16 protein-coding genes are annotated in these 14,126 nt (G+C 56.9%); 5 read left to right on the forward strand and 11 right to left on the reverse strand.

All coding sequences use genetic code 11. The features are described from left to right. Positions 1-71: 71 nt before the first annotated feature. The 6 genes from FCL49_RS11360 to FCL49_RS11385 form a co-directional block, all read right to left on the reverse strand. A complete protein-coding gene (locus FCL49_RS11360) occupies positions 72-974 on the reverse strand; it encodes a DMT family transporter (RefSeq protein ID WP_174353676.1) in 903 nt (300 codons plus the stop codon). A 94-nt stretch (positions 975-1,068) separates the two neighbouring features. Then, entirely contained in the window at positions 1,069-2,469 is a 1,401-nt protein-coding gene (locus FCL49_RS11365; RefSeq protein WP_174353677.1) for an amino acid permease, read from the reverse strand. A gap of 16 nt (positions 2,470-2,485) precedes the next feature. Further along, positions 2,486-3,673, reverse strand: a complete 1,188-nt coding sequence (locus tag FCL49_RS11370) for an amino acid aminotransferase (RefSeq protein ID WP_174353678.1) — start codon at positions 3,671-3,673, stop codon at positions 2,486-2,488. Between the two features lie 58 nt (positions 3,674-3,731). Beyond that, positions 3,732-4,103: a RidA family protein gene (locus FCL49_RS11375; RefSeq protein WP_115184349.1), complete on the reverse strand. Its 372-nt coding sequence runs from the start codon at positions 4,101-4,103 to the stop codon at positions 3,732-3,734. 3 nt (positions 4,104-4,106) lie between these two features. Then, positions 4,107-4,901 (reverse strand): alpha/beta hydrolase, encoded by a 795-nt coding sequence (locus FCL49_RS11380; protein WP_174353679.1) that lies wholly within the window; start codon positions 4,899-4,901, stop codon positions 4,107-4,109. A gap of 155 nt (positions 4,902-5,056) precedes the next feature. After that, on the reverse strand, positions 5,057-5,962 hold the full coding sequence (locus FCL49_RS11385) for a LysR family transcriptional regulator (RefSeq protein WP_174353680.1): 906 nt from the start codon (positions 5,960-5,962) through the stop codon (positions 5,057-5,059). A gap of 98 nt (positions 5,963-6,060) precedes the next feature. On the opposite strand from FCL49_RS11385, the gene FCL49_RS11390 reads away from it, so the two are divergent. Together FCL49_RS11390 and FCL49_RS11395 are read left to right on the forward strand one after the other, a co-directional pair. Continuing rightward, entirely contained in the window at positions 6,061-6,678 is a 618-nt protein-coding gene (locus FCL49_RS11390; protein ID WP_174353681.1) for a glutathione S-transferase family protein, read from the forward strand. 5 nt (positions 6,679-6,683) lie between these two features. Continuing rightward, positions 6,684-7,598 (forward strand): pyridoxamine 5'-phosphate oxidase family protein, encoded by a 915-nt coding sequence (locus tag FCL49_RS11395; protein ID WP_174353682.1) that lies wholly within the window; start codon positions 6,684-6,686, stop codon positions 7,596-7,598. A gap of 130 nt (positions 7,599-7,728) precedes the next feature. Here the strand turns inward: FCL49_RS11395 and FCL49_RS11400 are convergent, their stop codons facing one another. After that, the gene (locus FCL49_RS11400) at positions 7,729-7,941 is read right to left on the reverse strand and encodes a glycogen synthesis protein (RefSeq protein ID WP_174353683.1); all 213 of its coding nucleotides are present in this window, start codon (positions 7,939-7,941) and stop codon (positions 7,729-7,731) included. A 217-nt stretch (positions 7,942-8,158) separates the two neighbouring features. Here FCL49_RS11400 and gabD point away from each other — a divergent pair, with 217 nt between their 5' ends. After that, the gene (gene gabD / locus FCL49_RS11405; protein ID WP_174353684.1) at positions 8,159-9,634 is read left to right on the forward strand and encodes an NADP-dependent succinate-semialdehyde dehydrogenase; all 1,476 of its coding nucleotides are present in this window, start codon (positions 8,159-8,161) and stop codon (positions 9,632-9,634) included. Between the two features lie 47 nt (positions 9,635-9,681). On the opposite strand, the gene FCL49_RS11410 is transcribed toward gabD, so the two are convergent. After that, entirely contained in the window at positions 9,682-10,209 is a 528-nt protein-coding gene (locus FCL49_RS11410) for a YagU family protein (protein WP_174353685.1), read from the reverse strand. 144 nt (positions 10,210-10,353) lie between these two features. Here FCL49_RS11410 and FCL49_RS11415 point away from each other — a divergent pair, with 144 nt between their 5' ends. After that, entirely contained in the window at positions 10,354-10,722 is a 369-nt protein-coding gene (locus tag FCL49_RS11415; protein ID WP_174353686.1) for a glyoxalase superfamily protein, read from the forward strand. Positions 10,723-10,738: 16 nt separating this feature from the next. Here FCL49_RS11415 and FCL49_RS11420 read toward each other — a convergent pair whose 3' ends face one another. After that, a complete protein-coding gene (locus FCL49_RS11420; protein ID WP_174353687.1) occupies positions 10,739-11,134 on the reverse strand; it encodes a (R)-mandelonitrile lyase in 396 nt (131 codons plus the stop codon). An 85-nt stretch (positions 11,135-11,219) separates the two neighbouring features. Then, positions 11,220-12,002, reverse strand: a complete 783-nt coding sequence (locus FCL49_RS11425; RefSeq protein ID WP_217434399.1) for a carboxymuconolactone decarboxylase family protein — start codon at positions 12,000-12,002, stop codon at positions 11,220-11,222. Positions 12,003-12,173: 171 nt separating this feature from the next. On the opposite strand from FCL49_RS11425, the gene FCL49_RS11430 reads away from it, so the two are divergent. Next, positions 12,174-13,073: a LysR family transcriptional regulator gene (locus tag FCL49_RS11430; RefSeq protein ID WP_174353688.1), complete on the forward strand. Its 900-nt coding sequence runs from the start codon at positions 12,174-12,176 to the stop codon at positions 13,071-13,073. Positions 13,074-13,112: 39 nt separating this feature from the next. Here FCL49_RS11430 and FCL49_RS11435 read toward each other — a convergent pair whose 3' ends face one another. Further along, entirely contained in the window at positions 13,113-14,102 is a 990-nt protein-coding gene (locus tag FCL49_RS11435; RefSeq protein WP_174353689.1) for an aldo/keto reductase, read from the reverse strand. Positions 14,103-14,126: the final 24 nt, after the last annotated feature.

Raw genomic sequence — 14,126 nt, forward strand, 5'->3', positions numbered from 1 at the left:
TGAGGGGAAACATGCAACACAGAGGCTTAAGCCCTTCTCCCAAAGGAGGGAGACGCTCACTTAAGCCCGATTCAGCGCGAAAACCGTTTCGCGCCGTACACGCAAACCAACACTCCGGCCATAACCGCAATCATCGAAGGCTGGATGGTTTCATGCAGCACCCACGCGGCCAGCGCCAGACCAAAGAAGGGTTGCAGCAGTTGTAACTGGCCCACGGCGGCAATGCCGCCCAGCGCCAAACCGCGATACCAGAAGATAAAGCCAATCCACATGCTGAACAGCGAAATATAACCCAGAGAAAGCCACGCCCCGACGCTGACCTGTGGCCAGGCCGATGGTGCGGCCCAAACGGCAACCCCGGCCGTCAGTGGCAAGGCTACCACCAGCGCCCAGGAGATCACCTGCCAGCCACCGAGCTTACGCGTCAGCATCGCGCCTTCCGCGTAGCCCAGGCCGCAAAGCAGTATCGCCGCCACCATCAGCAGGTCACCCACCCAGGAAGCGCCCGCCCCCTGGCTTAGCGCAAAGGCCCCCACCAGCAGACTGCCCAACACCGAGAACAACCAGAAAGCGATTTTCGGACGTTCTCCCCCGCGCAGGACGCCAAAACAGGCGGTAGCCAGTGGCAATAGCCCGATATACACCAACGCATGCGCCGAGGTGGTGTGCTGCAAGGCCAACGCCGTCAGCAACGGGAAACCGATCACGACCCCGATCGCCACCATCACCAGCGGCACAAAATCCTGCCGCTGCGGCCAACGTTGACGCATTAGCCCCAACGCGCCAAGCGCCAGTATGGCTGCCAGCACCGCCCGCATCGCGGTCAGGAAAAGCGGATCAAATTCTTGCACCGCCAGACGCGTGGCGGGTAAAGAACCGCTAAAAATCAACATCCCCAGAAAGCCGCTAACCCACCCCTGTGCCGAATTATCGCTTCGGCCGACAACCTGAAATTTTTCTGTCTCACTGCTCATGGCAACACCACTCTATACCGGCGAAAGACCCCTTATTCTCCGGTTAAAGTGGTTTATTACCAGAGCCAGATAACGACATTATCAGCAAACCACTTTACTCTAACTCCGGCGTTTCCATCGCAGCGGGCAGCGGCTGATGGCGGCTATAGAAGAAGTAGATGGCCACCAGCAGCAGAGTGAACGGGATACCGAACCACAGCGTCATCTTGAAAAACTCGGTGAACGCCGTCGAGATCAGCAGTGCGGTCATCAGTCCGGCACCGGCCAGCGTGGTGTAGGGGAAGCCCCACATGCGGAATTTCAGGTGGGTTTGGCGATGCTGGCGGCGGAAAAACAGGTGAGTGACGAAAATCATCAGCCAGGTAAAGCAAGCGCCGTACACCGAGATCGACATCATGGCGGCAAAGGATTTCTCCGGATAAACCAGGCTCAGCACGATCGACACCACAATGCCAATGCACGACATCGCCAGCGCGCTCACCGGAATGCCGCGTTTGCTGACCCGACCCAGCGCAGCCGGGGATTGCCCGGCACGCGACAGCGAGAACATCATACGGGTGGTGATATACAACTGGCTGTTCATCGCCGACAGTGCGGCCACCAGCACAATAAAGTTGAAGATACCGGCGGCGGCGGGCAAGTGGATCACATTCATCGCCATCAGGAACGGGCTTTCGCCGGTACCCGACTGCCGCCAGGGAACGATCGCCAGCATCAGCGCAATCGACAACATATAGAAAATAAACAACCGCAAGATGGTGCCCTTGAAGGCAGTCTTTACCGCAATCACCGGGTTTTTGGCTTCACCGGCGGCCACCGCGATCATCTCAATACTCAGGTAGCTGAAAATGGACACGATCACCGCGAACCACATGCCCTTGACGCCAAACGGGAAGAAGCCGCCATTAGCAGTAAAGTTGTGAATACCGTAGGCCGGGTTGGCGGAAAACACCAAAATGCCGACGCCAATGGCGATAAAGGCCGCGATGGCCACCACCTTGATGGTCGACAGCGCATACTCCACCTGGCCGAAGGACTTGACGCCAATCACATTGATGACAATTACCGCCGCAGAAAACAGCAGCACCCAGGGCCAGATCGGCGTGGTCGGGAACCAGAACTGCATATACATACCGATAGCGGTCACCTCGGTACCCACCGCCAATACCACGCAGGACCAGTAGGAATAACGCACCAGAAAACCGAACAGCGGACTGATATAAAACTCGGCATAGTCACCAAAAGAGCCCGGCGTCGGGTGTTCTGAGGTCATTTCCGCCAGGCACCCCATCAACAACAACGCCACCACGCCGCCGATAAAATAGCTCAACAGGACGCTGGGGCCGGCCATCTGAATGGCATAGGCACTGCCGAGAAACAGCCCGGTGCCGATCGCCCCCCCTATCGCCAGCATGGTCATCTGCCCGGCGGTGAGTTGTTTCTTCAAACCGCCCTGCCGCCGCGCAATTTCTTCAAAACCTTTCATCTGTTTCATGGCAGTCCTACCTTGTTCACGCAGTACGGGTGACATCCAGAATGGCGGCAGTAACGTAGTCGACATTATTTTGATTCAGGCCGGGCAAACACATGCGGCCGGGCGCCACCAGATAGATGGCGTAATCTTGTCGTAGCCGCTCGAGCTGCTGCGGGTTCAAGCCGGTGTAACTGAACATGCCTTTTTGGTCGCGAATGCGCCGGTAGTCCAACGGCGATCCGCCCTGCTCCAGCCCGTTAGCCAGCGTTTGACGCATCTGTTTGATACGTTGGCGCATACCGGCCAGTTCGCTTTCCCACTGTTGGCGCAAGCCGGCATCCGCCAACAGGGTTTCCACAATCTGGCTGCCGTGGGTCGGCGGGCAGGAATAGCTGCGGCGGATCAAGGTTTTCAATGCGCCCTTAACGTTGGTCGCACTCTCCGGGCTGGCGCAGCGGACCGAAAGCCCCCCCAGCCGCTGGCCATACAGCGCGACATTTTTTGAAAATGAATTGGCAACCAAAAATTCCAGATCGGTTTTCAATGCCTCACGCAGCGCGAAACAGTCCTCGTCCAGACCGTCACCAAAGCCCTGATAGGCAATATCGAACAGCGGCAGCAGGCGGCGGCGCTGTATGACCTCCAGCGTGGCACGCCACTGCGCCGGGCTGAGATCGGTACCGGTCGGGTTATGACAGCAAGGGTGCAGCAGCACCACGCTGCCTTCCGGCAGGCTGTCCAGCGTATCGAGCATGGCGTCAAAACGCAGGCCGCCGTTGACCTCATCAAAATACGGGTAGGTATGCACCTTCAGCCCGGCGCCCTCGAAAATCGCCCAATGGTTGGCCCAGGTAGGATCTGACACCCAGATGTCATGGCGGGACAGGTAGTGATGGATAAAATCCGCCGCCAGCTTCAAAGCGCCGGAACCGCCGACGGTTTGTACCGTACTAATCGACGCTGACGCCGCTTCGCCGAACAGCAAGCTCTGCACCTGCTGGGCAAACAGCGCCGTACCTTCGATCGGCGGATATCCATGCGGGCGACGCTGCTCAAGCAATTGCCGTTCAGCGGTCTCAACCGCTTGCATCAGCGGGATCCGTCCCTGCTGATCGTAATAAAGACCAATACCCAGATTAACTTTCTGCGTATTTTCATCTCGTAAATAAGCTTCCATCAACGACATAATAGGATCGGCCACCGAACGGCCAATGTGATTAAACATAGCGATTCCTTAATTCATTATTTAATGAATTTGCAGGTGAGGATTGTAGTTATATATTTCAGGCAGTAGCAGTGACGGTTATTTCTATTTTCATGCCCGGCACCACCAGCTTGTCAACAATTACCGTTGAACGATTGGGGTAAGGATAATTAAAATATTGCTTATAAATTTCATCGAGTAATTTAACGTCGTTCACATCGGTGAGATAAACAATAACCTGTAGCACATTATCGCTGTGGCTATCTGCCGCCTTTAACGTCCGGGCCAGATTATCAAAGGTCAGGGTAATCTGTTTTTCCGGCTCGCCGGTTTCAATGCTGCCATCCGGCCTGACCGGGCCATGGGCGGTGAACAGCATACCACCGCCTTTGGTCGCCCAGGAAAAGGGTTGGCCAATCTCCGGCAAGCCGGTATCGATAATGGTACGCATGGTTTATTTCTCCGTAGTGGTTAACTGGCGGATCAACGCCCCATCCCTGGCGAACAGTGAGTCCAGCACGTTGTAATGGTTGGCACCGTCGACCGCAACCAGGCGGACGGGCAGCTGTTTTTCTTGTAGCGCAGCATAATAATGCCGCGACTGGCCAATCAGTTCCGGCAGTTCGGCAGCGCCGTAAAATAGCGTCATCGGTTTGATGCGTTCAGGTATATTGCGCGCCGGGCTTAACTGCGCAATTTGCTGCTGGGTCAGCTGTAATTGCCGGTTAACGTAGCTGCTTAACAAGGGTTCCAACTCGAAAATACCGCTGATCGGTAACACCACGTCGACCATAGGATGATGCTGCCAGAAACTGGCCAGATGCCCCCCGGCGGAATGGCCGCACAGATAAACCGGTGCCAGTTTATTGGGCGCAAGCCGTTGTTGAATGGCGCCTAGCGCCACACCGGTTTGCCGACAAATATCGTCAAGCGAGGCCTGTGGTGCCAGCGTATATTCCAGCAGCACCACGTCAAAACCCAATGCCAATGGCACGGTGGCAATAAAGGCAAAGTCATCCCGTGAACAAAATTGCCAATATCCTCCGTGAATAAATATTAATGTTCCCTGATGCGGCTTGTCAGAATATAACCAGTCGAAAACTTCCCTGGATGAATCCCCATAGGCAATATTACGTTCGCTGCGGACTTGCTGATAAACCGCCTGACTTCGGGTTTGGAACGAGGTCAGAATTTCATCCTCATTGTCCACCGTCGAACCGTTATCGTAACTGCCCGCCAAAAGTTTCATATATTAAACTTCGTTTATTATTTAAGATATGCGTTAACTATTAGCACCGGGAATAATATTGTCAAGAAGGGAACAACAGCAATGCGTGCAGGGTAATATAAATCTTTTTTGCGGCTCAATAAGTTTAACCAGTGAAACTTATTGAGCCTTAATCGCTATTTTAACGGTGGCTGAATTTGCGCCAACTGATTTAATTCCTGCCAGGCATAATCCCAGAAGGTACGCACCTTTAGCGGCATGCGTTGGCTATGTTGCGCCACCAGCTGCACCGGCATCGGCAAGGGTTCAAACGTCGGCAGCAGACGCACCAGCGTCCCCGCCGCCAGGTCATCTGCCACCTGATACGACAGCAACCGGGCGATGCCCTTGCCTGCTCGCGCCGCCAGCAACTGGGTTTCAACGTCATTGAGCAGCAAGCGCGGCGTCAGCCTTACCCGCTCACCGTTTTCCTGTGGGCCAAACCGCCACTCGCGCAGCGACGCCCGCTGGGTGCCGACGATGGTGTCATGATCGACCAACTGTGCCGGCTCCAATGGCTCGCCGCGTAGCGCCAGATAGGCCGGACTGGCGACCGTCACCCGGGATACCTGCCCCAACCGACGCGCCACGCGAGAAGAGTCCTGCAAATGGCCGATGCGCACCGCCACGTCCAGCCCCTCGTCGATCAAATCCAGGTTGCGATCGTTGAGCACCATTTCAATTTGCATCTGCGGATAGAGATCGAGAAATGCCATCACCACCGGTGCCACATGCTTGCGCCCAAACTGCACCGGCGAGGTAATGCGCAGCAGGCCGCTGAGCTGGCTATCCGCCGTATCCAGTACCGCCGCCTGGTATTCATGCAGCAGTAAATGCGCACGCTCCGCCAGCCGCAGTCCGGCTTCGGTCGGGGCCAGCCGCCGGGTGGTACGTTCAACCAACCGCGCGCCAAAACGCTGCTCCAGCGAGGCGATGGCCCGGGTCACCGCCGGGGCGGAACGTCGCAGTTTGCGACCGGCGGCGGCCAGGCTGCCATGCTGGATCACCGCTACAAAAATCGCCAGTTCGTCCAACCGATCCATAGACTGTTCCATAAATTGAAATTATCAATTTCCAGATTGCCGGATTTCGCTCACCGACTGCAAGAGTATGCTGATTAAAATCCTTCAGGAGTGTGATTATGCAAAAGCTAAAACTGTACGGTACCCCGCTTTCCGGCCACGTCCACCGCGTGGCGTTGCTGTTGCGGATGCTCGAGCTGCCGTATGACTTTATCGAAGCCCCCGCAGCGGTGCGCCAAAGCGAAGCCTTTCTGCGCCTGAACCCTTTTGGCCAGATCCCGCTACTGGTGGATGACGAGCTGGCGCTGGCCGACAGCAACGCCATTTTGGTGTACCTGGCCAAGCGCTATGCGCCGGATAGCCATTGGTTACCCGAAGAGCCCGTGGCCGCGGCCCAGGTGCAGGAATGGCTGTCCAGAGCTGCGGGAGAAGTCCGCTATGGGCCGGCTTCCGCTCGTTTGAACGCCCAATTCGGCGTGCCAGAGGATTATCAGACCGCGCAGGCCGTCAGCGCGCGCTTCCTGCCTCACATGGAGCAGCATCTGACCGACCGCCAGTTTCTGGCGACGGCACAGGCCACCATTGGCGATCTGGCCTGCTACAGTTATGTGGCGGTAGCGCCGGAAGGTGGCATTTCGCTGGCCCCTTACCCGGCAATCCAGCGCTGGGTCGCACGCATTGCCGCATTGCCCGGCTTCTTTGCCATGCCACCGCTGCCGTACCCCGTCGAGAGGTAAATCCGATGATCCCGCAGATGTTCCACCCCGATGAACTACGTGCCCAGACCCTGGCCGGATTTGACCAGGTGGGCGGCGGTATTTTCCCCAGCATGCCCGACCAGCACCGCAAGTTTTTCGAAGCGCTGCCTTACCTGTTTGTCGCCACGCTGGACGAGCAAGGTTGGCCGGTGGCTACGTTGTTTAGCGGCCCGCCCGGATTTTTGCGTACGCCGGATAGCACCCACCTGCGTATCAGCACTCCACGCCGCAACGACGATCCGGCGCAGGCGGCACTGCAATCCGGCCTGCCGGTGGGAGCACTGGGGCTGGATTTTAGCAATCGACGCCGTAACCGCGCCAACGGTGTGATTGGACGTACCGACAAAAACCGCATTGAGATCGAAGTCAGGCAAAGCTTCGGCAACTGTCCGCAATATATCCAGCGGCGCGAGCTGTATCCGGCCCCCGCCAACCCTGCGCCAATTGAATATCTCACCACGCTGGATGCAGCCGCACAGGCGTTGATTCGCAGCGCGGATACCTGTTTCGTGGCCAGTGCTGCCCATACCCAGCTGGCACAAGGCGGCGTGGATATTTCGCACCGCGGCGGAAAACCGGGATTTATTTATCTGGAGGGAAACACTCTGTGGATACCGGATTTTCGTGGCAATCGCTATATGAATACCCTGGGCAACCTGTTGGCGCAACCGCGGGCGGCGTTGCTGTTTATCGATTTTGAACGCGGGGATGTTTTACATTTGCTGGGGGAAACGCAGATCCTCTGGCAAGCAGAGAGGGGCCAGGGTGTGGCGGGTGCAGAGCGCTATTGGCGCTTCGATATACAGCGCGCATGGCGTTTTTCACAGGCCCTGCCGTGGCGCGGCCGCAATCTTGAGTTCTCCCCGGCAACGCTCAATACCGGGGTGTGGTCGGAATAAATCTGCACAGATATGCGGATGAACTTCCCCCTCTCCCAGGGGAGAGGGCCGGGGTGAGGGGTTTTAACATTGCTGCTGCCTGTATCCCCTCACCCTAACCCTCTCCCAAAGGAGAGGGAATACTCGGAGTTTATACGCTGTGTTCTACCGTTGTGGCCGCCTGATAAAGCTGGCGGAAATAGCTCAGGCGCTCAAAGAACAATTGGCTTTGCGACTCCGACATATTACCGGCCACTTTGCCGGCGTCTACCTCTCGCCCCTGCCACTCCATCAACGCAATGCTGGAAGCCAAAAAATCCATTTCTCCGCCGCCATAAAGATGTCTGTCCACTGATTTCATCATTTGCACACTCCTTTTAATCACATCGAAAAGGGTCATATGCCTGCTGGTTTCAGTATCGTCCCGACGGCGGATGTTTTTTGTACAGAAGGTGCTCATGGCAGCAAATTGATTAGTTGCCATGGATCGGGCAAATAGAGGCGGAAAAGTTTGCTAGGGTAAAGGGGTGCCGTTTGGGATAGGTCACCCTGTGTTGAATTCTGAAAAAGGAAGATAACCGATGAGCAATCACTTCTCTGCCACCCTCAAAGATCCTGCGCTGTTCCGCGAGGCCAACTATATCGACGGGCAATGGCTGCCGATCAAAGGCGACCAGAGCATCAAGATCCACAATCCCGCCACCGGCGAACTGGTCGGTCAGGTGCCAGCGTTGGGTGCCAAAGAGACCGCGCTGGCGATCGCCGCCGCGAAAAAGGCCCAGCCGGCCTGGCGCGCATTAACCGCCAAAGAGCGTGCCGGCAAACTGCGCCGCCTGTTCGAGTTGATGATGGAGAATCAGGACGATCTGGCGCTGATCATGACCGCAGAACAGGGCAAGCCGCTGGCGGAAAGCCGGGGTGAGATTGCCTACGCGGCGTCCTTTATCGAGTGGTTTGCCGAAGAGGGCAAACGCGTCTACGGTGACACCATTCCGCAGCCCCAGGCCGGGCGCCGCATCATCGTGCAGAAAGAGCCGATTGGGGTATTTGCTGCCATTACGCCGTGGAATTTCCCGGCGGCGATGATCACCCGTAAAGCGGGCCCCGGCTGGGCTGCGGGCTGTACCGGGGTGATCCGCCCCGCCAGCCAAACCCCCTTCTCTGCACTGGCCATCGCCGTGCTGGCCGAGCGTGCGGGCTTGCCGGCCGGAGTTTGCAACGTAATCACCGGCCCGAGCCAGGCAATAGGGGCGGAACTGACCGCCAACCCGGACGTACGCAAGCTCTCCTTCACCGGCAGCACCGAGGTGGGTGCGCAACTGCTGGCGCAGTGTGCCCCAACCATCAAAAAGACCAGTATGGAACTGGGCGGCAACGCGCCGTTTATCGTATTTGACGATGCCGATCTGGACGCCGCCGTGACAGGCGCCGTAGCTTCCAAATACCGCAATGCCGGGCAGACCTGCGTGTGTACCAACCGTTTTCTGGTGCAGGACGGCATCTACGACGCCTTCGCCGAAAAGCTCAAAGCGGCGGTAGAGAAGCTGAAGGTGGGCAACGGCCTGGACGAAGGCGTGACTATCGGCCCGTTGATTAACCCGGCCGCCGTGGAAAAGGTCAACGAGCATATCGCCGACGCTGTGCAGTTGGGTGCCAGGGTTCTGCTCGGAGGCAAACCCCATGCGCTGGGCAATAACTTCTTTACGCCGACCATTCTGACCAACGTGCCACGGCAGGCCAAAATCTTCCATGAAGAGACCTTTGGCCCGGTAGCGCCGTTAATCCGTTTCAATAACGAAGCCGAAGCCATTGAGCTGGCCAATGACACGCCGTTTGGCCTGGCCTCGTACTTCTACAGCCGGGATATCGGTCGGGTCATGCGCGTCGCCGAAGCGCTGGAATACGGCATCGTCGGCATTAATGAAGGGCTGATTTCCACCGAAGTCGCCCCCTTCGGCGGGGTTAAAAACTCCGGGCTGGGCCGTGAGGGGTCAAAATACGGCATCGAGGATTATCTTGAGATTAAGTACCTGTGCCTTGGTGGGCTAGGGAGCTAATCACCCGATGTCTTTATACGGCCCGCACGGTGCGGGCCAGTAAAAGATTATTGGAATTCGGGATCGGGTTTGCCGGTGATGCGGTTACGGATATCACGACGGAAGATCTCAATGGTCCACATCCACAGAATATGACCCAGCGTTTCGGAAAATATCTCGTCAACCGGTAGATCCCAGGCAGGTGGTGCCCAGCCACCTAACGGCAGCACCACTCCATGGAACATCAGCGTAATCAGCAGGCCAAACGCCACGCCTTGCCACAGTTTGATTTTGGGGAAAATCTCCGCCAGGAAACAATACGCCATGGCAAAAAAGATGGAGAACAAATGGTGAACGCCAGCCACGCCCCAATTGACCACATGCCCGGAATACTGATAAACCAGATCGCCGGTTTTAATGCCCAAATCATTCAGCATCTCCATCGGGGGAATGGCTCTGTCCGGCGTACGCGGCGGCAATGGGTTTTCGGTGCCCCACTTCACAAAGCTGGCGACATTTCCGCCGACAAAACCGGCGAACAACGCCGCCCGATAATTACGTACATTTTTCCTTGTCACTGCCAACCAATAGTCCATGTCATTCCCATCCCTGTTATCAATAATGTGGTTGAATGATAAACCGCGACACATTGAACCGTCTGTAGCCGAAAGACGATTATGTATTGCGATTCCTCTGACATTATAGTGGCTCTTCTGACAGTCGTTTAAGTGAGGGCCGTAATGGAATTATCCGCCGCTATCCCCATTCTTCGCATCTTCTCGGTTGAAAAAGCCAGGGAGTTTTATCTGGATTTTCTCGGTTTCACGCTGGATTGGGAGCACCGTTTCAGTGAAGACCTGCCGCTGTATATGCAGATCACCCGCTCCGGCCTGACGCTTCACCTCAGCGAACACCACGGTGACAGCACGCCGGGTTCCGCCCTTTTCATTCCCACCCAGGATATCGACGCACTGCACGCCGAGCTGTCGGCCAGGCAGTATCGCTATGCCAGGCCGGGGGTTGAAACTGTCGACTGGGGAAAAGAGCTGAACATCGCCGATCCCTTCGGTAATCGGCTGCGGTTTTGTGAGCAGATTGGCAATGCTTGACGATCGAATGCCGGTATTACTTTTGGTACTGCGCGTCGCTGACCTGCTCCAGCCAATCTACCGGGCTGCCGTTTAATGATTCGGCGATGGCAATGTGGGTCATGGCGGTGTCCGGCGTCGCGCCGTGCCAGTGTTTGACGTCCTCCGGGATCCAGACGATATCGCCCTGATTCATTTCCTGAGTCTCCTCGCCCCATACCTGGATCCAACCGCGCCCCTGGGTGACAATCAACGTCTGGCCGAGCGGATGGGTGTGCCAGGCGGTACGCGCGCCTGGCTCAAAGGTCACGGTAGCACCGCCCACGCGGGCCGGCTCACTGCCGGCAAACGGCGCATCGATCCGCACCTTACCGGTAAAATAGTCTTCTGGACCCGGACGGGAGGGTTGGGAACCACTGCGTTGAATTTTCATTTGTTGCTCCGTTTCGGCCAAAGTGGCCGACGCTAATAGGGACAGAATAATTGTAGAGGCTGCCAGTCACTTCACCGGGTAATTCCTAACGGGTGACGGGTGATGAAGAGGCGCGCTTGGCAAACACCTCTTTGGCGACCGGTACGGCGGACATGGCGTTGGGCCAACCGACGTAAAAAGCCAGATGAGCAATAGCTTCGCCAGCCTGTTGCTGGGTCAGGCCGTTGTCCATTGCCTTGTTGAGATGGAAGGTTATTTGCGCCACCTGCCCGTTGGCCACCAGTGCGCTCACCGTAACCAAACTGCGATCGCGGGGTGCCAGGGCCGGCCGGAGCCAAAGATCGTGAAACAGCACGTCCGAGGTGTAGGCAACCAGCCCAGGGAATTGCTCACTGCCGACCGCGTTTTCCACCGCACTGGCCCGCAGTCGTTCCGCCGCCTCATCCAGCGGCAGCCGTTGGGGATCCGCCGCCGGCAATTCGGCAGCGTTAATGCCGCGCCGTTGAAAAACCTCACGCGCAGCCTCTACTGCCGTCATAGCATTACCCCAGCCGGTATAGAAAGCCAGATGGGTGATAATCTCCGACAGTTCAGCGGCTTTCACGCCGTTGTCCAACGCCTGGTTGAATTGATCTGCCATCAAGGCGTTTTGGTTGCGGGCGATAACCGCTGCGACGGTGATCACGCTGCGGTCGCGCGGCGAAAGCTCCGGACGCAGCCAAAGATCGCCCTGTAATGTGTCACGCTGAAATTGAGCCAATGCCGGTGAAACGCTTTTAACCCGCTGTTCCGACTCCAGAGTTTCTGCCCCGGCACTGCCGGAAATCGCCATCGACATAGAAAGGGCTGTGGCTGCAAAATATTTCATTCATTTATCTCCCGATAATGGTGGCGCGATAGACAAAAGATAACGTCGCTCCCGCATCCGGACTAGACGGCAAAATGCGCAAGGAGCTATGAGCTGAATTCATTAATTGTCGCCACTGCCGGCAAACGGCTAGAATATCGCCATCAATTCTGCCCATGCTGTGAGGCCGGGATGTTAAAAGAGAACTTTAACGATTTGATTTCGTTTCTGATGGTCGCCCGCGAGCGCAGCTTCACCAAAGCGGCGGCGAAGCTTGGCGTATCCCAATCGGCATTGAGCCACGCTATCAGAGGGCTGGAAGAACGGCTCGAACTGCGTTTACTGACCCGAACCACCCGCAGCGTGGCGCCTACCGAAGCCGGAGAAAGGCTGCTCAACAGCATAGGGCCGCGCTTTGCCGAGATTGAAAGTGAACTGGACGCCCTTGGTGAAATGCGGGGGCGGCCAGCGGGGAATATCCGCATCACCGCCGGCGAACATGCCGTCGACTCGGTGTTATGGCCAGTGTTGAAATCATTTCTGGCGGATTACCCGGATATCAATGTCGAAATCACCCTGGATAACGCTCTGACTGACATTGTCGCGGGCCGTTTTGATGCGGGTATTCGCCTGGGTGAACAGGTCGCCAAAGACATGGTTGCGGTACGCATCGGCGCGGATATGCGCATGATCCCCATCGCTTCCCCGGCCTATTTTGCACAATACGGCACGCCAAATACCCCGCAGGAGCTGCAAAACCATCGCTGCATCAACATGCGTTTACCCACCATGGGCGGCCTTTACGCCTGGGAATTCGAAAAAGACGGACGCGAGATTAAAGTGCGGGTCGAGGGGCAGCTCACCTTTAACAGCCTGCGCCAACGCATTGACGCAGCACTGTTAGGCTTCGGTATTACCTTCGTGCCTGAAGATACCGTCACCCGTGAACTGGCCGAAGGGCGTTTGGTCCAGGTGCTCGACGAATGGTGTCCGCTGTTCCCCGGCTATTATCTCTATTACCCCAGTCGCAGGCAGCACACCACCGCCTTTGCGCTGTTTGTCGAGGCCATGCGTTACCCGCGCAAAACCTGAACCGCCTCCTGCCGACGGCTTATGGCAGGAGGCGCCGGATCAACGCCCGACGTTTTGTTGCAGATGCGCCGGGTAGCGATCGCCTTGCACCTTAATGGCAGCCAGCGTCCCTTCAATACTGTGCAATTCGTCCGCCGTCAGTGCCAGCGCCGCCGCTCCCAGGTTCTCTTGCAGGCGATGCATTTTGGTGGTCCCTGGAATAGGGACAATCCAGGGTTGCTGTGCCAGCAGCCAGGCCAGTGCTATTTGCGCCGGAGTGACCCCTTTTTGCTGCGCGATTTTCCCCAATACATCCACCAGCGTCTGGTTGGCTTTACGCGCCTCGGTACTGAAACGCGGCACGACATTGCGGAAGTCACCGCTGTCAAAAGCGGTATTTTCATTGATCGCCCCAGTCAGGAACCCTTTCCCCAACGGGCTGAAGGGCACAAACCCAATGCCCAATTCTTGCAGCGTCGGCAAAACTTCCTGTTCGGGCTCACGCCACCACAGTGAATATTCACTCTGCAACGCCGTCACCGGCTGCACGGCGTGGGCCCGGCGAATAGTCTTTACCCCGGCCTCGGATAAACCAAAGTGTTTCACCTTCCCTTCCTGGATCAGCGCTTTCACCGTACCGGCAACATCTTCAATCGGCACCTCAGGATCGACCCGGTGCTGATAAAGCAGATCGATAGTTTCGATGTTCAGACGTTTCAGCGATCCCTCCACGGCCTGGCGGATATGCTCCGGCCGGCTGTTGAGCACCTGTTTGCCATCCGGCTGCGGCAGCTCAAAGCCAAACTTGGTGGCGATCACCACCCGATCGCGTACCGGTGCCAAAGCTTTCCCCACCAGCGTCTCATTGGTAAACGGGCCATAAATTTCTGCGGTGTCGAAAAAGGTCACGCCCTGATCTACAGCGGCACGAATCAGGTTAGTCGCCTGCTGTGGGTCGGTTGCCGGGCCATAACCGAAGCTTAACCCCATGCAACCCAACCCCAATGCCGAGACTTCCAACCCACTGTTACCCAGCTTACGCTTTTGCATTTTGCCTCCGAAAGTTTCGCACCG

The organism is Serratia proteamaculans, assembly GCF_013337185.1.
GTDB lineage: Bacteria > Pseudomonadota > Gammaproteobacteria > Enterobacterales > Enterobacteriaceae > Serratia > Serratia proteamaculans_D.